The sequence below is a fragment of the Alloprevotella sp. OH1205_COT-284 genome, assembly GCF_003859795.1.
Lineage (GTDB): Bacteria > Bacteroidota > Bacteroidia > Bacteroidales > Bacteroidaceae > Alloprevotella.
In genome coordinates this window covers 17,192-40,876 of record NZ_RQYI01000022.1, presented here as the reverse complement: position 1 = coordinate 40,876, position 23,685 = coordinate 17,192, and the positions used below count along the sequence as shown (strand labels likewise).

Here is a 23,685-nt window from a genome sequence, read left to right as displayed (position 1 = left end):
TACTCGTTACTTAGAATTTTCTACTCGTTACTTAGAATTTTCTACTCGTTACTTAGAATTTTCTACTCGTTACTTAGAAAACTCTACAAGCCACCTAAATTTTCCTACGAACCGAGTAGTGAAAACATGCCGAGAGGCAAGTATGCTCCCGATGAAAAATGGTTTCATTTTTCGTCATGAAGGCATATTTGCCTCTCAAACCCACATCTTTCCTCAAATAAAGAGGAGAAAAACTTGTGTCGTTGTTTTTTTTTACTAAATTCGCCTCATCAACACATTGTTAATCCTTCCTCTATATTGAAAGACATGAACATCGACCTTTTTATGAGTCGTCTGGAATCACAGCATCCCGGCGAGTATGAGTATTTGCAAGCAGTGCGCGAAGTGTTGCTTTGCGTGGGCGACGTGTATAACGAACATCCGGAATGGGAGCGTGCGTCGCTCCTCGAACGCCTTGTCGAACCGGAGCGCATCATCACTTTCAGAGTGCCTTGGGTGGACGATAGTGGAAAAGTACAAGTAAACATCGGCTATCGTGTGCAGTTTAACTCGGCCATAGGCCCTTATAAAGGCGGACTGCGTTTCCACGCTTCGGTCAATCTGAGTATCCTTAAATTCCTCGGATTTGAACAAACGTTCAAAAATGCTTTGACCACACTCCCCATGGGAGGAGGCAAGGGAGGAAGTAATTTTTCACCGAAAGGAAAGAGCGATGCCGAAATCATGCGCTTTTGCCAAGCTTTTATGAGTGAATTGTATCGCCATATCGGCCCCGAAATAGACATTCCTGCCGGAGATATTGGTGTCGGTGGTAGAGAAATCGGCTATCTGTTCGGCCAATACAAGAAACTGACCCGTGATTTTTCGGGCGTATTGACCGGAAAGGGCTTGGAGTTTGGCGGCAGCCTGATTCGTCCCGAAGCAACGGGATTTGGCGGCTTGTATTTTGTGAACGAAATGTTGCAAACGGCCGGCTTATCCATAAAAGGCAAAACCGTGGCTCTTTCCGGATTCGGAAACGTGGCATGGGGAGCCGCTTTGAAGGCTACCGAACTGGGAGCTAAGGTCGTGACGATCAGCGGTCCCGACGGATATGTCTACGACCCCGACGGCATTTGCGGAGAGAAAATAGACTATATGCTCGAATTGCGCGCTTCGGGCAACGACGTGGTGGCACCTTACGCAGAACGGTATCCCGAAGCCAAATTCGTGCCGGGACGACGTCCGTGGGAAGTGAAAACAGACATCGCTCTGCCCTGTGCGACGCAAAATGAACTGGACGGGAAAGATGCTTTGCAGCTGATCGAAAACAAAGTGCAATGTGTCGGGGAAATTTCCAACATGGGTTGCACACCCGAAGCGATCGAACTCTTCTTGGAGCATAAAATTCTTTATGCACCGGGCAAAGCCGTGAATGCAGGAGGTGTGGCTACTTCCGGCCTCGAAATGAGTCAAAATGCAATGCATTTGGGCTGGACGGCTGCCGATGTGGATGCACGTTTGCATCAGATTATGCACGGCATACACCAACAATGTGTCAAATTCGGAAAGACCGAAGACGGATACATCAATTATGTGAAAGGGGCGAATGTTGCCGGATTTATGAAGGTGGCAAAAGCCATGATGGCCGAAGGGGTTGTGTAAAACAAAAAAGACCCCCGAAAAACGTAAGCTCCAATGTTCGGATATGTGTGGGAATAGCGCAGATGTCTGAACATTGGAGCTTACTTTTGTCGGGGAGAGAGCATGAAAGCGGCTTTTGTCACGGGAGGTTTCGGAAATCCATAGTTTGAAAGTCCAAAGGAATCTCGTCGGCCATGCCTTCGTTGAGAGGATTACGAAAAATGTAGATGATGCCGTCCAGCATGTCTTTCCAAAATTTCCAACGATCGCACGAAGAGGGGAGCAGGAGAGCATGTTTGGTGATGCGCAAAAAAGCCCCCAAGAAGCCAAACATCATGTAGAAAACGGCTCCCTTTGAACGCCGGACTTTGGTGTCTGAAAAGAAACGCTTACCGGTTGTTTCACGACCGGAGATCAAACAGAGCACTTCGGGAAAATAAACGATTCGAGCCCCCCAGCGGTGGGCTTGATGCAAAAAGACTTCCTCTTCTCCGCAAGACAGATAGGACGCTCCGAGGCCGAAGCGGGTGTCGAAGGCCGGAAGATGAGCATCGGTGCGAAAGGCGATTTCAAAACTCGTGAAATAAGAGCCTTTCGGACGGTTTGAATATTCGAAAGAAAAGGAGGGGTAGGCTTTGAGAGGCGTTCCGTCCATCTCTTGTGCCTGAAAGCACATGATGTCGATGTCGGGATGTTGTGCGAAATGTCGAAGCACCATGTCGATGCGGTCATTGGAATAACGCACATCGTCGTCGGCGATCAGTGCCAGTTCGGTGGTGCAATGGCGAAAGGCATTGTTGCGATTGGCAGACAGTCCCGAGGAGAGAAAGGGCACGAGCTTGACGTCGTCGCGTTCTTTCAACGAAGGGGGAATCATGTCGAGAAAGACAGAGGCCGTGTATTGAAACGAAACGACATACAACAAATCTGCCCGAGGGGGCAGCAGCAAATCGGGAACGTTTTTGATGCGATCGTTGATTGTACAGACGAGGACGGAAAGCCGAGGCGACATATCGAAAATCGGAAAAAGGAAGCAACAAAAAGCCAGGAGCAAGTCGGCTCACAGCCGTCAAAGGCTTGTCGGGGTGGAAAAATGTCGTGGCGGAAAGCTATGTCTCAAACAGCTGTCCTTCTTGATCCTTTTTCCAATAATCGGAGAGCTGTCCCAACAAGGCAGACACGTCTTTGGCGGCATTTTGCGTTTCGGGAAAAACTTCTTTCTTTTGAAACCGCAGCAACATCACTCCATAGAGGAACTCGAAGCAGGTTTCCAGTTCTTTTTCGTTGCCGCCGGAGGTCTTTTCCTGTTTCTTGGCACGAAGCTCGACGATGTAGGGGAGAACTTTGTAATACAATTCTCTATAATAGGGATACTGAGAGGAAGAAAGAAGTTTATTGTGAGTTTCCGACAAACTTTCGAGCACGTTTTTATTGATCTGTAAATGCCCATGGAGCGTTTTGCCTTCTTCTTTGAGCATAACACAGAGGTTTTCATACCACTCTTCCAACTCTTTGCGCTCTTCGGCGGTGAGATCGAATTGGGAGAGATAGCCGTTGCGCAGAGCTTCGATGTCGCAATGATGGGCTCGAATGATGTCTTCTACTTGCCACATATATAGCAAGTATTCTGCACGATTTTTGTTTCGCAGTTGTCGGGCTATAAACATGGCTTAATAGAAAGTTAGAGAGATGCGAAATACGGTGGTCATGGCATAAAAGACGCTCACGACCACAACAATGGTGCCGATTGTGCGATTGAGAAAAAACATGCCTCTCAAACCGAACGTGGTTTTCATTCTTGTTACAAGATAGGTCAGACCCAGCCACCAAAGCATCGCACCGCCGATGATAGAAAGATAACCGCAGGCCACACCAAAGGGGTTGGAGGGAACGGTGAAGGTAAGCTGTGCATAGAGGGCTATGAACAGCAATATGATGAGGGGGTTGGAGAGGGTGACGAAAAAGGAGGTGATGAAGTTGTGAAAAAGCGTGCCTTTCTTGCCGGAGGGTTGGCGTATGGCCTTTATGGGATTGGAAAGAAGGGTGTGCAGACCGAAAATGAAGAGAATGATGCTTCCGCCGAGCTTTAACCAAAAGATGATTTCCGGACGTTCAATGAAGTCCATTACAAAAAGCATTCCCGAACCGGTGATTAATGCATAAAGGAAATCGGACAAAGCGGCTCCGGCACCTGTGGCAAGCCCGAAGTTGCGGCCTTTGTGCATCGTGCGTTGAATGCACAATATACCCACAGGTCCCATCGGGGCAGAAACGACAATGCCGATGATGATACCTTTGATGACCAATTGCAGCGTGCTGCTAAACTCGGCCCAAATTGTTGCTATGGTTGGATCGATTTGCATAGTGATGGCAAAGTTCGCAAATAATTAGGAAATAAAAAAGCACCGCACGAATAATTCGCGCGGTGCAGAGATTTTCGTAAGGAGCTTTGACAGCTCGTCGTATCGGTTTAGCAGAGTTTGCGAGAACCGTCGCCGATAACGACGTCGATGATCACGGGGTCTTTTCCGAATTTGGCCGCAAATTTTTCTTTCACCACTTTGCAGAAGTTTTCGTAGAGTTCTTCGGGTACGAGGTTGATTGTGCATCCGCCGAAGCCGCCGCCCATAATGCGAGAACCGGTCACGCCTTCTTCTTTGGCAATGTCGTTGAGGTAGTCCAGCTCTTCGCACGACACTTCGTATTCTTTCGACAATCCTTCGTGAGTGGCATACATCATTTGGCCAACGGTTTCGTAATCGCCCTTTTCGAGTGCATCGCACACGGTGAGCACGCGTTCGCGTTCGCCGATCACATAGTGTGCACGGAGAGCATCTTCTTCGGAAACCTGTCCGCGAACCTCATCGAGATGTTCGTAGCTGGCGTCGCGCAAAGATTTCACTTCCGGGTGTAGTTTATTGATCGCTTCGGCCACACGTTCGCAGCTGCGACGGCGATCGTTGTAGGGAGAACCGACAAGCTCGTGTTTCACTTGGGAGTTCACCAACACCAGTTTGTAGCCTTGGGGATTGAAGGGGAAGTATTCAAATTCGCCGCTGCGGCAGTCTAAGCGCATGAGCGATCCTTTTTTGCCGTGTACGGAAGCAAACTGGTCCATAATCCCGCAGTTGCAGCCTACGTATTTATGTTCGGTGCGTTGTCCGACGCGTGCCAATTCCATTTTCTCGATTTTGTTGTCGCCCCAAATGTCGTTGATAGCGAAAGCATAAACCGATTCAAGGGCAGCCGAAGAGCTCATGCCGGCACCGAGAGGAACGTCGCCTGCAAAAGCGGTATTGAAGCCTTCGACGGGGACGCCGAGAGCCATCATTTCCCGGCATACGCCGAAGATGTAGCGTGCCCAACTTGCAGAAGGCCCTTGTTCGTCGTCAAGCGAAAATTCGGTGTAATCTTTGAGATCAATGGAGTAGGCGCGTACGTTGCGAGTGCCGTTGGGCTTGATCTCGGCAATCATGCCTTGCTCTACGGCACCGGGAAATACAAAGCCGTCATTATAGTCGGTGTGCTCACCAATGAGGTTGATACGACCGGGAGAGGCGTAAACAGAGCCTGTGCTGCCATCGAAGTGCTTTTGGAAGCGACTGCGAACGTCTTCGATTGTGAGTTTCATGGGATTTAGTTTTTGAGGGATTAAATGATTGAAGAAGAAAAGTGTCGGGGCATTGCAAAGCCGAAAGCCCGACACTTTCCTTTATGAATTTCTTATTTATTCTTCGCGATGAGTGACGCGACTACCAATCAAAGCATAGAAGAGGATGTAGGCGGCGCAGAATACCACCACCCAGAAGCTGTTGATATAGCCTGCTTTGTCGGCTACAAAACCTTGAACAGCCATCATGACGGCACAACCGAATACCATGGTCATGAAGATGCCGCTCGCAATGGCCGTGTATTTGCCGAGGCCTTCAACGGCCATGTTGAAGATAGCTCCCCACATCACGGAAGTGCAAAGACCTACGAGAAGGAAAGAGAAGATGCCGAGGGGAATGGGTTGCCAAATGAGTTCGAGTTTGCTCCAATCCACACCGGGGAACTTCACCAAAATTCCGTCGGGGGCAAACATTCCGAACAACACAAGTACGAGCGTGGCAATAGATACCGTGGTGATCATGGCGCGGCTGCTGACTTTGCTGCCGATACTTGCACCGACAAAGCGGCCGATCAGCATCATGAACCAATATACGGCCACCAAAAGACCGACCGTGCTGGCGGGGATGCCGTCGGCTACAAGCATTTGTTGAACGAAATTGGGAACTCCTACCTCAATACCCATATAAAGGAAAATGGCCAAGGCACCAAGGGCAAAGTGGCGATGCTTCAAAGCTCCGGAGATGAGATCCACGCGTACGGGAGCTTGTTCGGGTTCTTCGATTTTGGTGAAAAGGATGACGATGAATGCCACTACAAAAATGGCCAAAGCAATCATCAGAGCGGGAGTAGCGTCTGCAATTTTGGCTTTGCTGGCATCTGCAATCAGCGCACCCATCAGGATGTAGCAGGCTACGGCTGCCGAAGAGTTGAACACACCTCCGATTTGGATGAGCTGATTACCGGAGTTTCCGCCGCCGCCGAGAAGGTTGAGCATCGGGTTTACCACGCAGTTGAGAATGGCCATGCAAAGACCGGCGATGAAAGCACCGATAAGATAAACACCAAATACGAGTCCCAAGTTTTCTTGGGCGTTGAGCTGACCGCTGAACCATTGGATAAGAATACCAATGCTACCTACCAACAGACCGATGAGGGCTGTTTTCTTATAACCGAATTTGGAGATGAGCATTCCCGCGGGAATTCCCATGACAAGATAGGCAATGAAGTTGCCATAGTTTCCGATCTGAGATAAAACGTTGGAGATGTCCCCTTGGTTTTTAATGATGGTTGCCATCGGGGTGCAAAGGTTGGTTACGAACGCAATCATTGCGAAGAGGGCTATCATCACGATGATTGCGCCCCATTGTTTCGACTTTTGTGCCATTAGATGTTGTGTTTGAGTTTATTGTTTGTTGTTTTGTGATGTCGGAATATCAAGAGGGATTGTTTTGCTCGTCCGTGCCAAATTTATAAATGGTTTTTTGTGTGTAGACTTCTCCGGGTTTGAGCACGACGCTGGGGAAATGGGGTTTGTTGGGGCTGTCGGGGAAGTGTTGTGCTTCGAAGCAGAGTGCGGAGCGTTTTCCGAATGTTGCGCCAAACTGTCCTTTGTAGCCATCAGCCCAGTTGTCGGAATAGAACTGCATGCCGGGCTCTGTGGTGTAGACCTCCATGGTGCGCCCTGTGGTGGGTTCGGTGATTTTGGCTGCAAAAGAGAGTTCGCCAACTTCGTTTTTGTTTAAGACATAGCAATGGTCATATCCTGCACCGTTTTTGATTTGCTCGTTGTCGGTGGCGTCGATGCGCTCTCCTACGGCATGGGGCTTGCGAAAATCAAAAGGAGTGCCTTCTACTTTTAGGATTTCGCCCGTGGGGATGCAGTTTTCATCAATAGGAATGAAAAAATCTGCGTTGATTTCGCAAATCGTGTCCATGGCGGAAGGCGTGGGGTTGGCAATGCCTTGCAATGAGAAGAAACCATGGCTGGTCATATTGACAACCGTTTTCTTGTTGGTCGTGCCGCGGTAGTCGATGATCAGCTCATTGTCGTCTGTCCAAGTGTAGCGCACGGTCATAGACAATTCGCCGGGAAAACCCTCTTCATAGTAGGCGGAAACATATCTCAGCACGAGAGTTTTATCTCCGATTTGCTCTGCATCCCATACGCGTGCATGGAAACCGGTCGGGCCACCGTGCAGATGATTGGCACCATTGTTGACCGAGAGGTGATAGGCTTTCCCGTTCAGATGAAAAGTGCCTTTACAAATGCGATTGCCGTATCTGCCGATCAAAGTGGAGAGGAAGGGTTCGGGCGAGTTTATGCAGTCGTCTATATTGTCGTGACCTTGGATGACATTGGCGATGTTGCCGTCGCGATCGGGTACCATAATGGCTACGATTGAACCGCCATAGTTAGTGACAGCCACTTCGTAGCCATTTGTATTACGCAAAAAATATAAATTTATTTGTTTCCCGCCGATTTCCTTTTGGAAGTCGACGGCTTTCAGACCGCTGATTTTCGAGATTTCCATAATGTGTAGATTTTAGGCTTTGAGTCTATTTATTAGAGAGTTATGATTTTGAAAACAAGAACTCTTTTCTTTCTTGTGGCTTTATAATGCAAAACTACAAAAAAACTTTTGCTTTTACAAGTCCCCAACAAAAAAACATAAATAATCTCGGCGCGATTGGGAATAATAGCTGCCGGCCAAAGGGTATCCCCCCACGACAAAACTTCTGAAAACCGCCTCTTTTTTTCGCGAGGTGGCCGAACGCACATCCGGCTGCACGTCAAACGTGTTTTTAGGTGAGGGGAGGATCAATGATGTGGCTTCCCCAATGATCATTTTGTGAAAACGGCGAAAAACATACACTACGCCTATCATGTTTTTGAATTTCAGTGAAATGAAAGTGTAGACAAGCGACTTACCTACCTACACTGAAAGGAGTCAAGTAGATGACAATCAGATAGAAACGAATGTAGACAGATTTTCCCGAAACCTACACTGCCTACATGGACGATTTCGGGCATCTGCACGCCTTCCCGATAACGTGTGTAGGTTGTAACAACGAATGTAGTTAATTCGTCGTGTTGTCTACATTCGCAACTGCTTATATATCTGATGTTTAAGGAGGGTAGTGTAGACAATGTAGATAAAAATGAGAAAAACTCTTGGTAGAGGCTGAAAGTTGCTTTCGTTACGAAGAGCGGCCGCGCTTCCCCTTCGGCTTGTCCGGATATGCTTTGATGCGTCGGAGTGTTTCTTCCTCTAAGGAGTAGCGTAAACGGAGTAACGAGTAGAAAATTCTAACTAAGACTTAGAATTTTCTACTCGTTACCTTTTTTGCCCGGTGGCATTGCCGTGGTATGGCGGACGGTTGGAGAAGTGAGGAGAAGCGGAGTGTTTCAAAAACTCAAATCAAGACCAACGGACAGGTATTCGTTGAATTGAAAATAGCTCACTCCTTTTTTTCTTTTGGCACCGTCGTCAAAACGCGGGTAGAGGAAGAGTTTCGACGAAAGGTATTTATTGACTTTCAGAGAAAAACTGTTTTCCCACTCGGCTTGCACACGTTTATAGCTACTGAAATAGTAAAGGCGCGAAGACCAATGGATGTCTTTCGTGATGTTCCACTTGGTGTTGACCGTGAGTGTCGAACCCAAATCTATTTTGGAATGCTTTTCTTTATCCACACCGTAGCGTGGGGCGAGGTGAAGCCTATCCACATATTTGAAGTTGGTGGCAATGGGCGATATGGTAGCGATGATTTCGAAGTTCTTACGAGAATATTTGTAGTCCATACCGATAGAAAATACCGATTCGAAAGGCGACATGAAGTCGCTATGGACTTTGGGATCATTGGTTTTGTGTCCGGGATAGAATTGAGTCCACGATTGAAGCATCAAGGTGTAATACCAACGTTTGGTGGCACGGAGTCCGAATTTGTTGGTCATGCGAAGCAGGTCTGTATTCGTTTTATAGCGGTGTTGGGTGTCGGAATTGGAAGTCTGAAACCCGAGTTTCATTTCCCATTTGTTGTTGAAAGTCACCTTTTGCTTGTTGTCGTAGTTGGCCTCGAAGTTAAGGGAGGCCAAGAGCGAATTGTGGTTTTCGCCCCCTTTATGCCAATTGTCCGAAACATGATATTGCATGAATTGCAAGGAGAAATTGCCTCGAAATTTCCAAAAGTTGGGGCGTCTGACAAAAAGCTCGAAAGAATCAGGATCTTCAAACTCTTCCTTTTGTGTGGGTGGAATTTGTGGAGATGCGAGTGCTTTTTTCTCGGTTTCAACGGATTTTTGTTGAGGCGAGGGAGAAAGGGGAGAGGGGGCAAACTCTTTTTGACGATAGTAGATGAGTTCGGGGTGAAAGGCGTAAGTGTCGAGCAGCACTTCTTCTACCTCCGATATGACTTCGGGGGTGAAAGAGTCTTCTTGGCGAGAGGCCAAACCTCCTATTCGGTTTTTGATAGGGAAATCATAAAAAGTGGGTGCGGCAAAGAGCGGAAAGTAGTAAGGGTTTTCGAGTAAATCCTGCTTGTGGTATTGCCAAGTGGCATACTCTTGGCGAAGGCTGTCGAAAGAGTGGTCGTATTGTTGTCCGATGGCATTGATGCTGTCGGCAAGAGCGTGTGAACGTTTGGTTGGTTCGGAAAGCCCGAAGGTTATTTGTGCGTGGAATGAAAGTAGTAGTAAAAGAGGTGTGGGAAATGAAAAAAAACGAGTCATGATTAGAGAGAAAGAACGTGAAGAAAATAGAAGAGAAGTCATGTGAGGATGTTATCGAATGCCTCTTCGATCAAGAGCTTGAATATATTTCTTGGCATTTTGCAAATGCTCGGCATAGGTGATTGCAAAGTTGTGACTTCCGGAAAAGTCTTCTTTGGCACACATATATATATACTCGTGTCGAACATGGTTGAGCACGGCGTCGATACTTGCCTGCGAAGGAATGCAAATGGGGCCGGGGGGCAACCCTCTGTTTTTATAGGTGTTGTAGGGGCTGTCGGTGGTGAGGTGTTTGTGGAGAATGCGCCGCAGACCGAATTCGCGCAATGCGAACTTAACGGTGGGGTCGGCTTGCAAGGGCATGGATTTCCGCAGGCGGTTGAGATACATGCCCGCCACGGTCGGCTTCTCGGCGTTATCGGCCGTTTCCTGTTCCACAATGGAGGCCAGCGTCAGCACTTCGTCTTCCGACAAACCGGCTTGTCGGGCTTTTTCGAGTCGTCGGTTGTTCCAAAAAATGCGACTTTCCCGGTGCATCTTTTCGATGAGACGTTGCGGTGAGCTGCTCCAATACACTTCGTAAGTGTTGGGAATGAAAAGGCATACGGCCGTTTCGGGACGTTTGCCGTATTGCGCCAAGAGGGTGGAGTCGGTGAGTGAGGCGAGGAATTGTTGGGGGCTGTCGTGCAATGTCTTTCCCAAAAAAACGGACAAGTCTTCGGGGGTGCGCAAAACGGGTATGGTCAGACGAATGGGAGTTTGGCTGCCGTTGCGCAAACGTCGAAAAACGTCGAGCGTCGAATGTCCGCTTCCCACGTCGTAACATCCGACGTGTAGGTGACGCTCGTAGTTGCCCACGGCTGCCAATAGTCTGAAAGCGGAAAAAGAGAGGAAACCGCTGCGTTCCCGCAGTTTGTGATACACGGAGTCTGCGCTGTCGTCCCTGTCGATGTGGAGTATGCTTTCACGACTGTCGGAAAAATTTCCCAAAACCGAAACAACGGACAGAACGATGAGCGCGGCGGCCGAAAGACCGGCGACGGCTCGCTGATAGTGTTTGTTGCAAAGTATGTTCATCGAAAAAACAGATGCTTCTTGTTGTGATCTCTCCTCTGTGGATAGGTGGAAGAAGAAGAAAAGGAGGCTGCTTTCTTTCTGCCGCAAAATTACACAAAAATCCCTTGTTGTGTGCAGTTTCTCTTTCTTTAATCCTTGGCGGTTCTAAAAAAAATCGTACTTTTGCACACAGCGTTTGAAAATGCGCAAGGAGAAACACCGTTTAGTCAGATCAAATTTACTGTGAAAGTTTTCTCATTTGATGGGCTAATTTTTTGACCTTACATAAAACATCTTTCTTTCGATGGACTATCAATATAAAGATTACGTCGGTCTAATTCAAAAAAGCATTGTCGATCATTGGGACATGGATGCTTTGACCGACTATAAAGGGGGCACGCTTCAATATAAAGACGTGGCTCGAAAAATCGAGAAATTACATATCCTCTTTGAAACAGCCGGCATTCAACCCGGCGACAAAATAGCCATTTGCGGCCGCAACAGTGCCCACTGGGCAGTGGCCTTTTTGGCGACGATGACCTATGGCGGCGTGGTGGTGCCTATTCTTCATGAGTTTAAGGCCGATCAAGTACACAACATCGTCAATCACTCCGATGCCCGTTTGCTCTTTGTCGGCGATGTGGTTTGGCCGATGCTTTCGCCCGACGAAATGCCTAATTTGGAGGGAATTATTTATTTGCCGGACTTCATGCTCCAACTCAGTCGCAACGAAGCCTTGACCGATGCCCGCGAGCGTCTGAATGCGCTTTACGGCAAGAAATATCCGAAATTTTTCAGAAAAGAGCACGTCAGCTATCGCCCTGCCCCCGATGGCGAGGCTTTGGCTATTATCAACTACACCTCCGGAACGACTTCCAACTCCAAAGGAGTGCTCATTCCCTATCGAGCCGTTTGGTCGAACTACGAATTTGCGATTGAGGTGTTGGGCGAAAAGGTGAGGCCGGGCAACAGTATTATTTCGATGCTGCCTATGGCACACATGTATGGCATGTCCTTTGAATTTTTGTTTGAGTTTATTTACGGTATTCATGTCTACTATCTGACACGTCTTCCCAGTCCGAAAGTGATTGTTCAGGCTTTCTCGGAAGTTAAGCCCTGTGTGGTGATCAGTGTTCCGCTGATCATCGAAAAAATTATCAAGCGCAACGTGTTGCCAAAACTCGAACGAACTTCCATGAAGCTCTTGTTGAGAGTGCCCGTCATCAGCGACAAAATTTTGTCGAAAGTGCGCGAACAGATCATGAATGTGTTTGGAGGTGAGTTTTATGAAGTCATCATCGGCGGTGCGGCCATCAACACAGAAGTCGAGCAGTTTCTGAAAAAGATAGGTTTCAATTACACTGTGGGCTATGGTGCTACCGAATGTGCACCTATTATTACCTATGAAGATTGGCAGCGATTCGTGCCCGGTTCTTGCGGAAAAGCAGCTCCGCGCATGGAGGTCAAAATTAACAGTGCCGATCCGCAGCATGTGGTGGGCGAGATTTTGGTGAGAGGTGCCAATGTCATGTTGGGCTACTACAAAAATCCCGAAGCCACGGCGCAGGCCATAGACCAAGAGGGCTGGTATCACACGGGGGACTTGGGCATTCTCGACCACTCCGGAAATCTTTTCATTCGCGGCCGTTGCAAAAACATGCTTTTGGGTTCAAACGGACAGAATATCTATCCGGAAGAGATTGAAGACAAGCTCAACACCCTGCCTTATGTCATGGAAAGCATAGTGGTGCAGAAAGGCGAAAAACTCTATGCGCTGATTCATCCCGACTATGAAGAAGCCGAAAAAGACGGCATGGACGAACACGCCATTGCCCACCAAATGGAGCAAAATCGCCGAGACCTCAACGCCATGATCAACGCATACGAACAAATTGTGGGTATCAAGATCTACAAAGAAGAATTTGAAAAAACGCCCAAACGTTCCATTAAGCGTTTTCTTTATGAAAATGTAGAAATCTGATAAAACGAGAGGCTTTCGGCCTTTGCGTGCAACTACCGGAAGCTCCTCGCTTTTCGACGCTCCGTGAGCGTTGGAGAAAGCAAGGAGCTTTCTTCTCTTTGAAAATACATGACGGGCAACGCATCTCTCAAAAGATTTCGGAGTGATGCGGTGCGGTCATGGGGTGCTCGTCGAAAAGAGGGGAACACAGAGTGGTGTGTTTTCAAAGAAAAGTGTTTTGTCCTTTTTCGTGCTTTTTCTCCTCGTGCAAGGTCGAAAACGGAGAAGAGGCTTGGCAGGCTCTTATTTATTCATTATTTTTGCACGGATAAACCCCAATAACTTTCAAAAACGAAATATCCGATATGGAAAACCAAGAACTCATTGCACAGTGTGCACAAGTGGCTCAGCAGTGGATCGATTCTCCGCTTTATGACAAAGAAACCAAAGCGGAAGTGCAGGCCATGCTTGATGCCGATGATAAGACGCCGTTGATCGACGCCTTCTACCAAACGCTTGAATTCGGTACCGGCGGTTTGCGCGGTATCATGGGAGCCGGAACCAATCGCATGAATATTTATGTGATCGGAGCGGCGACACAAGGACTGGCCAATTATTTGCTCAAAAACTTTGCCGACAAGGAGCAAATCTCGGTTGTGGTCGGCCACGATTGCCGAAACAACAGCCGCCTTTTTGCCGAAACAACGGCCAATGTCTTTACCGCCAATGGCATCAAGGTATATTTGTTTGAAGACCTCCGCCCCACGCCCGAAGTTTCGTTTGCCATTCGCCATTTCGGCTGTCAGTCGGGTGTGAACATCACCGCCAGCCACAACCCCCGCGAATATAACGGCTACAAAGCCTATTGGGAAGACGGCTCTCAGGTGCTTTCGCCCCACGACAAAGGCATTATCGAAGAGGTGAACAAAGTGCAGTTGGCAGATGTGAAGTTTGAAGGACGCCCCGAACTGATTCAAATCATCGGAGAAGAAATCGACAAACTCTATCTCGAAGGTGTGCAACAACTCTCCATTGACCCCGAAGTCATCCAAAGACAAAAAGATTTGAGCATCGTCTATACGCCCATTCACGGTGCAGGACGTATTCTCATTCCGGCCTCTCTTAAAAAATGGGGTTTTGAAAATGTGAATTGTGTGCCCGAGCAGATGATCAAGGACGGGAATTTCCCCACCGTGGTTTCTCCCAATCCCGAAAATGCCGAAGCCTTGACCCTCTCGCTCGAACTTGCCAAGAAAATAGACGCAGATATTGTGATGGCCTCCGACCCCGATGCCGACCGCGTGGGAATGGCCTGCAAAAACAACGAAGGAGAATGGGTGTTGATCGACGGAAATCAAACCTGCATGATCTTCTTGTATTACATCATTAAGAATCGCATCGCACTCGGTAAGATGAAGGGCGATGAATATATCGTCAAAACCATCGTTACCACCGAGTTGATCAAAGCCATCGCCGACAAGAACAATGTAGAGATGTACGACGAATACACCGGTTTCAAGTGGATTGCCCGTGTCATTCGCATGCTCGAAGGCAAGAAAACCTATATTGGCGGCGGAGAAGAAAGCTATGGCTTCATGGGACAAGACATTGTCCGCGACAAAGATGCCGTGTCGGCTTGTTCGCTGTTGGCCGAAATTTGTGCTTGGGCAAAAGATCAAGGCAAAACGCTTTATGACGTCTTGATGGACATTTATGTGGAATATGGCTTCTCGCTCAACCACACAATCAATGTCGTGCGTCCCGGCAAGAGCGGAGCCGACGAAATCAAAGCGATGATGAGCAATTTCCGCAATAATCCTCCGAAAGAGATTGCCGGTGAAAAGGTTGTGCTCACCAAAGACTACGAATTGCTCCAAGCCTTTGATTGCGACGGCAAAGTGACACAACTCGATATGCCGGCCAAGAGCAACGTGCTCCAATGGTTCACCGCCGAAGGCAATAAAATCAGTGTTCGTCCCTCCGGAACGGAGCCGAAAATCAAGTTCTATTTTGAAGTGATGGGTAAGATGGAATGTCCCAAATGCCACGCCGCAGCCAAAGCGGCTGCTATGGAAAAAGTGGAAGCCATCAAGAAATGCCTCGGTCTTTGATAGACTGCATCACTTCTGTTCAGCCATGCAGCATTGTCCTATCAAGGGGCAATGCTGCAACTTTTTGAAATCTTTATGTCCGAAAAAAAATGGTTCATCTTTTATCGAGATGAAATTCTGCTTACGCAAGAAAAACGACTGCCTTGTTCTCCGCAGCTTCCCAAAGGACTGGAAACCCCTCATGCGTATCAAGAGCTTCCCGAAGTGGACGGAGTGAAAAACTTGGCCGTCCGAAGCGATGTCTTGCCCGATGAAAAATGGGGATACAGACATGTGGGATTGCGCGCCTCTCATGACGTTTTGCCGTTGTCCGATTTCAGATTGGCGAGCAAAGCGCGCGAGCTTCTCCATTGGGACGAACAAACACGCTATTGCGGCCGTTGCGGTCAGCCCACCGATAGGGGGAGTGTCATATCAAAGATCTGCTCAAACTGCGGCAACGAATTGTGGCCGACAGTGGTGACGGCCGTCATTGTTCTCGTTTATCGACGTTCCGTAACCGGCAATAGAGATGACGACGAACTCCTCCTTGTGCGTGGACGAAACTTTCCGGGAAACTATTTCGGCCTCGTCGCCGGATTTGTCGAAACCGGAGAGTCTATGGAAGAGGCTCTCGTGCGAGAGGTGAAGGAGGAAACGGGGTTGGAGGTGACCGGCATTGAATATCGTGCCTCGCAGCCATGGCCTTTTCCTTCGGTGTTGATGTCGGGATTTTTTGCCGAATATAAAAGTGGCGAATTGACATTACAACGCGAGGAATTGCTCGAAGGCGGATGGTTCAAGCGAAACGCCCTTCCCGTCATACCGGGCAAGGTCAGTTTGGCACGGCGGCTGATCGAGATGTGGCTGGAAGAGTAGGAGAGGCAGAAACGATCCATTGGATATTGCCGTTTCAAAGATTTCGTTTTTGGAGAGAGCATTGTTTTCCTTGTCTTGTATGGAGCGGCAAGCTGCGCGACCAACCAGCGCATGTCTGTACTTTCTAAATTGAAGTGCAACAAATACAGAAGAAAATAAACATAAGTCCAAGACAAAAACTCGATTTTGAAACACCCAAAGCTGAGTCCTACAAAAGAATATCATAATTTTGCACTTGCTGGTTGACTCTACGGGCAGCGAACTTGTGAGAAAAATGCAAAAAAGCATCTTTATCTTATTTGATATGTCCTCTATAAAGAGTATCTTTGCTTCGTAAATGGCTGTTTTACGATTATACCAATACTCTTTATGGATTTTTTATATCTGATAGTCCTCGGTTTTCTGCTTCTTTTAGCTGTTTTTGATCTTAGTGTAGGTGTTGCCAATGATGCCGTAAACTTCATGTCCCCCGCAGTGGGTGCTCGTGCCGCAAGGTTCAAAACGATACTTTTCGTTGCAGCCATCGGTATTTTTCTTGGTGCTTCTACTTCAAGTGGAATGATGGATATTGCGCGACATGGAATATTGCAGCCCTCTTATTATTCTTTTGCCGATGTCATGTGTGTGTTCTTGGCAGTAAGTGCCACAGATGTCATCTTGTTAGATATTTTTAATACGCTCGGTATGCCAACCTCCACGACCGTTTCGATGGTCTTCGGATTATTGGGAGGATCCTCGGCCTTGGCACTGATGAACATCATCGGCACACCCAATTCTTATTCTGATTTGATTAACACAGACAAAGCATTGACCGTAATTATAGGTATATTCCTCTCTGTCGCAATTGCTTTTGTCGTCGGATTGATAGTGATGTGGATCACGCGTGTTATCTTTACGTTTAATTATAAACGACACCTGCGTTGGACTATTGCTCTTTATGGAGGAATGTCAATTACGTTGATTTTTTATTTTCTGATCACCAAAGGGTTGGGTAATTCTCCCATCGTTCAAAATAACCCTTTCGGACATTTCGTACATGAGCATCCTTTCCAAATTCTCATTTACTCGTTGGTGATTTCCACATTGATTGTTGAAATCCTTCACTTGTTTAAGGTGAACATATTTAAGTTGATAGTGCTGTTTGGCACATTCTCGTTAGCCATGGCCTTTGCCGGCAACGATTTGGTGAATTTTATAGGTGTGCCTCTTGCCGGTTTGGAAAGTTTCTTGGATTTTTCGGCAAATGGAGCGGGAGTTTCCGCAGCAGAATATAAAATGACCGCACTCGCAGAAAAATCAACATTACCGGGAGTTAGCTGGTATCTGATAGGTGCGGGTGTGATCATGACGATGGCGATTTGGACGTCCAAAAAAGCCCGACAGGTCGTACAAAACACCATCAATCTCGCCAGCCAAAATGAAAGTGAAGAAGTTTTTTCTTCTTCAAAAGTAGCTCGTAGAACAGTACGCGGAGTTCTTAATTTCAGCAATCGCGCCACGAAATATGTGCCCACTTCCACAAAAGGGTGGATTAACGGCCGATTTGATACGGAGGCATCAGATGCTGATGCCGGAGTCGCCTTCGATCTTGTCAGAGCAAGTGTTAATCTTGTTTTGGCCGGCTTGCTTATTACGATCGGAACAATGTTTCAACTTCCTCTCTCTACGACATACGTCGCTTTTATGGTTGCCATGGGGTCTTCTTTGGCCGATAGAGCTTGGGGACGAGAAACGGCAGTTTATCGTATAACGGGAGTGATCTCTGTGATTGGCGGCTGGTTTATCACAGCCGGCGCGGCTTTCATCATGGCCTTCATCATAGCCTCTCTCAATAGCCTTGGAGGTTTTATTGCCATGCTTGGAGTGATTGCCTTGATTGTTTTCGTGCTGATCAACAATAATCGCCGTTTCAAACAAAAGCAAGCCGAAGGAGAAGAAGTTGATACGCTGTTTAGAGAAATGGTCAACTCTCGTGATAAAAATGAGGTTTGGGCTTTGCTTCGTCGTCATGTGGCTGAAACAGATGCTCATCTGCTGAACTCTGCCTCTAATGTCTTTTCTTCTGTGGCACAAGGTTTAATGGATGACAATATTCGCCCTTTACGAGTAGCGGCAGTAGAATTAAAAAGAGAGAAACAAATGTGGAAACGCTATCGCCGAAAACAAATTCTTGGGATGCGTAAAATTGATACGCTACTGGCGGTAGAAAAAAACACATGGTTTCATCTTGGAGCCAATAGTATTACACAAATTCTTTATGGTTTGAAACGTATGTTAGAGCCCGTGCAGGAGCATGTGGATAACAACTTTTCTCCTCTTCCTCAAGATTATATAGATGAGTTTCGCCCTATAATGGAAAGCACCATCGATTTCTTGACAACTCTTCAACATTCCATAGAAAAGAATTGTTTTGCGAATGGAGATAAAATCCTTGTGCTTGGAAATTCATTAAAAAGTGAGATTTCTCGATGTCGTCATGAATTACAATGTAGAATTCAACGTGAAGACAGCAATCTGAAAGTCGCTTTATTGTATTTGAGCGTGCTTCAAGAAACCCAAGAAATCATTTCACACGCTCGTCATTTGCTTCGTGCCGCAAAACGATTTAATGCTTAGCAACAGTTTGTCCAACAAATAGAAAAGCAACAAGAAAAAAGAAAGAGCGTGTTAAAACTAAACCTCTGAGAAATCACCTTTCATCTTGGCCGTTTTCACGCCTCAACATCAACAAATACAACCGCAACCATAGAGCTTTTCGGCTCTTTGAGTGCGGTTGTTTTTTTACAAGTGATTATTGGTTTATGGGGTTAGTGGATAATCTCGGTGGGTAAGCCTCTTTTGTCATCAAGAGTAAAGAGAGACCAATACACAGGAAAAGGCATTGTAGACAACAATGTCGAAAAACCAAATCGTCGAAAAGAGAAAAATTTAGGAACTTGCAAAATTTAGGTCAGTGATAGATTTTTCTACTCGTTACTCCGTTTGTACTACTCCTTGGGTAAGATGCGTTTCGACGCATCAAGGTATCTTCGGACAAACCGAAGAGAAGTCGAGATCATTCTTCGGTAAAAAACAATATTCAGTCCCTACCAAGAGTTTTTCTTTTTTTTGTCTACATTGTCTACACTGATCTCCTTAAATCACAGATATATAGATTGTTGCAAATGTAGACAATGCGAAAGAATAACTACATTCGTTGTTACAACCTACACTCTATATCGGAAAGGCGTGCAGATGCTCGAAATCGTTCATGTAGACAGTGTAGGTTTTTGGATAGTCTGTCTACATTTGTTTCTATCTGAATATCATAGGCTTAACTTCTTTCAGTGTATATTTGTAAATCACCTGTCTACACTTTCATGTGTCTGAATTTCAGTAAGATGAAGGGAGCTGTGTATGTTTTCCGACAATTTCACGAGATGATCATAAGAGGGTGCTTACATAATGGGCTATCGCCCTAAAAAAACACGTTTGATGTGGGGCAAAGGCGCGTTCGACTACACATAACGAGAGCAGTTGATAAGGCAATTAAGAACCTTGTCGGATGAGGTGAAAGGTTTTCGGGTGTTTCATCATCTCCCAAAGCGCATGAAAGAAAGACCGTATTTGATTTACTGATAAAAAGCAATGATTTTGCAGAGGTCTTTATTATGTTATAACCGCACTTGATAGAGGAGTGAAAAGAGGAGCAAAGTTGCTTTCATGAAGAGGTGGGGATAAAGGTTTATATTTCATTTTTCCCACGAATATTTAAGGATCAACGTAAATAGAGGGACGAAAAATATAACATCTTGGCCTTTGTAATGAAAAAAGAATAATACTTGAATTTTTCCTCTTTGAATTGGTCTATTTTGCGTGTTTATTATTGTTTTTGTGTTCTGTTTCTCTGTTTTTGTTTTGCGCGACAGGTTTTTGTTAGTATCTTTGCCCAAGAATAAGTAATATAATTTATAGACTGATGAAACATTTTTCGATCCTGCCTTTTGTGTTGGTGGGAATGTTCGGTTTTTCGGCAACTGTAATGGCCTTTCCAAAAGAAAAGCTTCTTTTGTCGACCGATCGTGTATCGCTTGATTCTTGCCGTTCAATGGCTTTGAAACATAATAAAAAGATCCGCATGGCCGAGTTGAAGGTAAGCAAGGCCGACTATGAACATCGCGTGGCTCGCACAAACTATTTACCGAAAGTGTCAGGTATGGCCAATTACACGCATATGAGTGAAAACGTGTCGTTGTTGAGCTCTGAGCGTCGTGCCTCTCTTTCTCATATAGGTACGGATTTGGTGGGAGGGATTGCGCCTAAGTTCCAACAAATCGCACAAGGAATTCTTGTTACTCATCCCGAATTGATGCCTTTATTGCAGGGCATGTCCGGAACATTGCCTGCGCTTGGAGCAAAACTTGATGCTACGGGACAACAGCTGTCGGAGGCATTGAATATTGACAATCGCAATCTTTTTGTCGGAGGCATTTTATTGACACAACCCATTTATATGGGAGGAAAAATTCGTGCCTATGATCGAATTACAAGTTATGGGCGTGAACTGGCAAACGAAGGTTTGCGCGCCGAACAACAAACACTATTGCTCGATGTGGATAAGGCCTATTGGCAGGTGGTGAGTTTGGTGAATAAAAAGAAACTGGCCACGGCTTATCGCGATATGCTTGAACATCTGAACGGAGATGTCAATAAAATGATTGCGGCAGGTGTGGCCACTCGCGCCAATGAATTGTCGGTGAGCGTGGAGCTGAATAAAGCAGAGATGACGCTTCTCAAAGTGGACGACGGACTGACTTTGTCGCGCATGCTATTGGCACAATTATGTGGTTGGTCACTTGAAGAACAGCCGATTTTGCTCGATGAACAGCTCGAAGTACTGGCTTCGGAAGAGAAACAAATGGTGGCCGATATCGAGAAAGCTTTTGCCGAACGGCCTGAATTGCGCCAACTCAAACATGCAGCTTCGATTTATCGCGAAAAAGTGAAAATAGAGCAATCCGTTTTCCTCCCCACGGTGGCATTGACAGGCGGTTATACCGTGACCAATCCGTCGTTTCACAATGGTTTTGAAAAGAAGTTCAATGGTTCGTGGCATGTCGGATTGACGATGAAAATGCCACTTTGGAATTGGGGAGAAGGTCGCAATAAAGTGCGTGCAGCCCGTGCGGAAGCCAGCATGGCCGAGTTACATTTCGGAGAAATGAGAGAAAAGATTGAACTTCAAGTCCGACAATGTGCTTTTGCGGTGAATGAGGCCGATAAAAAACTGCATCTTTCCGAAAACAACTTGGCTAAGGCAGAGGAAAATCTGAGAATTTCAAAATTGGGATTTGACGAAGGTATGATTTCCACCACCGACCTTCTCGCTGCGCAAACCGCATGGCTTGCTGCACAAAGCGACAACATAGATGCACAAATCGACACCAAACTCACACGTGCCGCTCTCTCCAAAGCTTTGGGAGAATAAAAATAGCCTAATATCATTATTATCAATAAAATAAATATTCAAAATGAAAAAACAAACTCCCAACTATATGCCCGCCCTCATCCTAATTGTGGCTGTGGTATGCCTGACCGCCTTATTCGGCTTTTATGCTTTCTCGCCTCAGGAAGAAATTTTGCAAGGGCAGGCCGAAGTGACAGAATATCGCGTGTCGAGCAAAGTGCCCGGTCGTGTGGCCAAAATCTTGGTGGAAGAGGGACAAATGGTGCGTGCCGGCGACACCCTCGCCATACTAGAAGCTCCGGAGGTGGAGGCCAAACTCACGCAGGCTCAATCGGCCGAGGCTGCTGCCGCGGCACAGAGCCGGAAGGCAAAAAAAGGTGCTCGCGAAGAGCAAATACAAGGAGCTTACGAAATGTGGCAGAAAGCCATTGCCGGACGTGAGGTGATGGAAAAAAGTTATGCCCGCGTCAAAAGGCTGCACGACGAAGGCGTGGCCACGGCGCAGAAACTCGACGAGATGACCGCGCAACGAGATGCGGCCATTGCCACGGAGCGTGCGGCAAAGTCACAATACGACATGGCCAAAAACGGTGCCGAAGCCGAAGACAAGCAAGCCGCGGCTGCCGTCGAAGCTCGTGCCGCAGGAGCGATAGAAGAAGTGCGCAGCTATTTGCAGGAAACGGTGCTCATCGCAGCTCTTGACGGAGAGGTGACGGATATTTTCCCCTCTGTGGGCGAATTGGTCGGAACGGGAGCACCGGTGATGAATGTGGCCGTGATAAACAAGATGTGGGCTACTTTTAATTTGAGAGAAGATCAAATGACATGGCTCAAAGTCAATGATGTTGTGGAGGCTGTGGTGCCAGCTTTGGGCGAAAAAAGCGTCAAAATTCGGATTACCGGCATGAAAGATCTCGGTAGTTATGCCGCATGGAAAGCCACCAAGGCCACGGGGCAGTATGACATGAAGACGTTCCAAGTGAAGGCTGTTCCGGTTGAGAAGATCGACGGCTTGCGCCCCGGTATGTCGCTCTTGCTCAAACGCTGATGAGCAGGGGGCGTTATGCTTCTCTTCATCTCGTTAAAAACAAATCCGTTTCCCGAATACCTCATGGAATCTTTCATGCTATATGTATAAAATCTTCATTCGAGAATGGCGGCGCATTTTAACTCGCCCGATTTACATTTTCTGTATCGTGGCAGTGCCCTTGTTTTGCGCGTTGTTTTTCACGACAATGATGGACAAGGGATTGCCGCAAGACATGCCTATCGGCATGGTGGATCTCGACAACTCGACCACGACGAGAACCCTTGCACGAAATCTTGATGCGTTCCAAAATACCGACATCGTGGCGAATTACCCCTCCGTGACCGAAGCGCGAAAGGCACTGCAAAGGGGCGAAATTTACGCCTTCTATTACATACCGAAAGGGACAACTCAAAAACTAATCAGACAAGAGTCGCCCACGGTTTCGTTTTACACGAACAACACGTTTCTGATGGCGGGATCGTTGCTTTATAAAGACATGCGTACACTCACCGAATTGGTGGGAGGAGCGGCAGGGCGCACAGTACTCTTTGCACACGGCGCCACCAATCGGCAAGCCATGGCTTTCTTGCAGCCCATCGTACTCGAAACACGCGCCATCGGCAACCCCTCGCTCAATTACAGTATTTATCTTTCCAACATTCTCGCTCCCGGACTGATTTCGCTAATGGTGCTTTTCATCACGGTTTTCTCCATTGGGCAGGAAATCAAAGAAGGCACCGGACGTGTGTTGCTGCGTTTGGCCGACGGATCGGCAGGCAAGGCGCTCATAGCGAAACTCCTGCCTCAAACTTTACTGTTCTCTTTGATGGCCGTTCTCACCGGATTGTATCTGTATGGCTATCTCGGTTATCCGTGTTTTTGCGGCATTCCCACCATGCTCGGCTTGTTGGTGCTTTTTGTCGTGGCCTCTCAGGGGTTGGGTGTGCTTATGATTTGTGCGTTGCCGTCTCCCCGACTGGGATTGAGTTTTGCTTCGTTGTGGGGCGTGATTTCGTTCAGCATCTGCGGCATGTCGTTTCCCGTCATGGCCATGCACCCCACATTGCAGGGGTTGTCATACCTTTCTCCTTTGCGTCACTATTTTTTGCTCTATGTGAATTGCGCACTCAACGGCTACGAATTGTTCAACGCATGGCCTTATTTTGCCGCACTTTGCGGATTTGCCCTGCTGCCTTGCCTGTTTGTCGAACGTTTCCGAACGCTGATGACACGTATCGCCTACGACCCCTAAACTCATCT

The 23,685-nt window shown here is 47.1% G+C and carries 16 protein-coding genes; 8 read left to right on the top strand and 8 right to left on the bottom strand.

Features of this window, described 5'->3' with window-relative positions; translation table 11 throughout:
• Positions 1–306: 306 nt before the first annotated feature.
• Positions 307–1,644: an NADP-specific glutamate dehydrogenase gene (gdhA, locus tag EII14_RS06590; RefSeq protein ID WP_124931754.1), complete on the top strand. Its 1,338-nt coding sequence runs from the start codon at positions 307–309 to the stop codon at positions 1,642–1,644.
• A gap of 118 nt (positions 1,645–1,762) precedes the next feature.
• On the opposite strand, the gene EII14_RS06585 is transcribed toward gdhA, so the two are convergent.
• From EII14_RS06585 to mltG, 8 genes are all read right to left on the bottom strand, one after another.
• Complete coding sequence (locus EII14_RS06585; protein WP_124931753.1) at positions 1,763–2,635, bottom strand: glycosyltransferase family A protein; 873 nt, start codon at positions 2,633–2,635, stop codon at positions 1,763–1,765.
• Between the two features lie 97 nt (positions 2,636–2,732).
• Positions 2,733–3,290, bottom strand: a complete 558-nt coding sequence (locus EII14_RS06580; RefSeq protein ID WP_124931752.1) for a DUF4924 family protein — start codon at positions 3,288–3,290, stop codon at positions 2,733–2,735.
• A 3-nt stretch (positions 3,291–3,293) separates the two neighbouring features.
• A complete protein-coding gene (locus EII14_RS06575) occupies positions 3,294–3,986 on the bottom strand; it encodes a LysE family translocator (protein ID WP_124931751.1) in 693 nt (230 codons plus the stop codon).
• Between the two features lie 107 nt (positions 3,987–4,093).
• On the bottom strand, positions 4,094–5,254 hold the full coding sequence (galK, locus tag EII14_RS06570) for a galactokinase (RefSeq protein ID WP_124931750.1): 1,161 nt from the start codon (positions 5,252–5,254) through the stop codon (positions 4,094–4,096).
• A gap of 96 nt (positions 5,255–5,350) precedes the next feature.
• Positions 5,351–6,619 carry an MFS transporter gene (locus tag EII14_RS06565; RefSeq protein WP_124931749.1) on the bottom strand — a complete coding sequence of 423 codons (1,269 nt, stop codon included), beginning with the start codon at positions 6,617–6,619 and terminating at the stop codon, positions 5,351–5,353.
• Positions 6,620–6,668: 49 nt separating this feature from the next.
• Entirely contained in the window at positions 6,669–7,766 is a 1,098-nt protein-coding gene (locus EII14_RS06560; RefSeq protein WP_124931748.1) for an aldose epimerase family protein, read from the bottom strand.
• Positions 7,767–8,641: 875 nt separating this feature from the next.
• Entirely contained in the window at positions 8,642–9,964 is a 1,323-nt protein-coding gene (locus tag EII14_RS06555) for a DUF3078 domain-containing protein (RefSeq protein ID WP_158608342.1), read from the bottom strand.
• Positions 9,965–10,015: 51 nt separating this feature from the next.
• Positions 10,016–11,041: an endolytic transglycosylase MltG gene (gene mltG, locus EII14_RS06550; RefSeq protein ID WP_124931746.1), complete on the bottom strand. Its 1,026-nt coding sequence runs from the start codon at positions 11,039–11,041 to the stop codon at positions 10,016–10,018.
• 283 nt (positions 11,042–11,324) lie between these two features.
• Between mltG and EII14_RS06545 the strand changes: the two genes are divergently transcribed.
• From EII14_RS06545 to EII14_RS06515, 7 genes are all read left to right on the top strand, one after another.
• On the top strand, positions 11,325–13,001 hold the full coding sequence (locus tag EII14_RS06545) for an AMP-binding protein (protein WP_124931745.1): 1,677 nt from the start codon (positions 11,325–11,327) through the stop codon (positions 12,999–13,001).
• Positions 13,002–13,345: 344 nt separating this feature from the next.
• Positions 13,346–15,091: a phospho-sugar mutase gene (locus EII14_RS06540; RefSeq protein WP_124931744.1), complete on the top strand. Its 1,746-nt coding sequence runs from the start codon at positions 13,346–13,348 to the stop codon at positions 15,089–15,091.
• A gap of 75 nt (positions 15,092–15,166) precedes the next feature.
• Positions 15,167–15,949: an NAD(+) diphosphatase gene (gene nudC, locus EII14_RS06535; RefSeq protein ID WP_233569400.1), complete on the top strand. Its 783-nt coding sequence runs from the start codon at positions 15,167–15,169 to the stop codon at positions 15,947–15,949.
• Positions 15,950–16,318: 369 nt separating this feature from the next.
• Positions 16,319–18,565: an inorganic phosphate transporter gene (locus EII14_RS06530; RefSeq protein ID WP_124931742.1), complete on the top strand. Its 2,247-nt coding sequence runs from the start codon at positions 16,319–16,321 to the stop codon at positions 18,563–18,565.
• Between the two features lie 1,342 nt (positions 18,566–19,907).
• On the top strand, positions 19,908–21,416 hold the full coding sequence (locus tag EII14_RS06525) for a TolC family protein (RefSeq protein ID WP_124931741.1): 1,509 nt from the start codon (positions 19,908–19,910) through the stop codon (positions 21,414–21,416).
• A 34-nt stretch (positions 21,417–21,450) separates the two neighbouring features.
• Positions 21,451–22,443 (top strand): HlyD family secretion protein, encoded by a 993-nt coding sequence (locus tag EII14_RS06520; protein ID WP_370242086.1) that lies wholly within the window; start codon positions 21,451–21,453, stop codon positions 22,441–22,443.
• A gap of 82 nt (positions 22,444–22,525) precedes the next feature.
• Positions 22,526–23,677, top strand: a complete 1,152-nt coding sequence (locus EII14_RS06515) for an ABC transporter permease (protein ID WP_124931739.1) — start codon at positions 22,526–22,528, stop codon at positions 23,675–23,677.
• The last annotated feature ends 8 nt before the right edge of the window (positions 23,678–23,685 follow it).

Bases quoted from the DNA above. Each gene is read 5' to 3' on its own strand.
- mltG (WP_124931746.1), bottom strand. From the start codon at position 11,041: ATGAACATACTTTGCAACAAACACTATCAGCGAGCCGTCGCCGGTCTT.
- EII14_RS06560 (WP_124931748.1), bottom strand. From the start codon at position 7,766: ATGGAAATCTCGAAAATCAGCGGTCTGAAAGCCGTCGACTTCCAAAAG.
- gdhA (WP_124931754.1), top strand. From the start codon at position 307: ATGAACATCGACCTTTTTATGAGTCGTCTGGAATCACAGCATCCCGGC.
- EII14_RS06585 (WP_124931753.1), bottom strand. From the start codon at position 2,635: ATGTCGCCTCGGCTTTCCGTCCTCGTCTGTACAATCAACGATCGCATC.
- EII14_RS06540 (WP_124931744.1), top strand. From the start codon at position 13,346: ATGGAAAACCAAGAACTCATTGCACAGTGTGCACAAGTGGCTCAGCAG.
- EII14_RS06530 (WP_124931742.1), top strand. From the start codon at position 16,319: ATGGATTTTTTATATCTGATAGTCCTCGGTTTTCTGCTTCTTTTAGCT.
- galK (WP_124931750.1), bottom strand. From the start codon at position 5,254: ATGAAACTCACAATCGAAGACGTTCGCAGTCGCTTCCAAAAGCACTTC.
- EII14_RS06515 (WP_124931739.1), top strand. From the start codon at position 22,526: ATGTATAAAATCTTCATTCGAGAATGGCGGCGCATTTTAACTCGCCCG.
- EII14_RS06555 (WP_158608342.1), bottom strand. From the start codon at position 9,964: ATGACTCGTTTTTTTTCATTTCCCACACCTCTTTTACTACTACTTTCA.
- EII14_RS06575 (WP_124931751.1), bottom strand. From the start codon at position 3,986: ATGCAAATCGATCCAACCATAGCAACAATTTGGGCCGAGTTTAGCAGC.
- nudC (WP_233569400.1), top strand. From the start codon at position 15,167: ATGTCCGAAAAAAAATGGTTCATCTTTTATCGAGATGAAATTCTGCTT.
- EII14_RS06580 (WP_124931752.1), bottom strand. From the start codon at position 3,290: ATGTTTATAGCCCGACAACTGCGAAACAAAAATCGTGCAGAATACTTG.
- EII14_RS06565 (WP_124931749.1), bottom strand. From the start codon at position 6,619: ATGGCACAAAAGTCGAAACAATGGGGCGCAATCATCGTGATGATAGCC.
- EII14_RS06525 (WP_124931741.1), top strand. From the start codon at position 19,908: ATGAAACATTTTTCGATCCTGCCTTTTGTGTTGGTGGGAATGTTCGGT.
- EII14_RS06545 (WP_124931745.1), top strand. From the start codon at position 11,325: ATGGACTATCAATATAAAGATTACGTCGGTCTAATTCAAAAAAGCATT.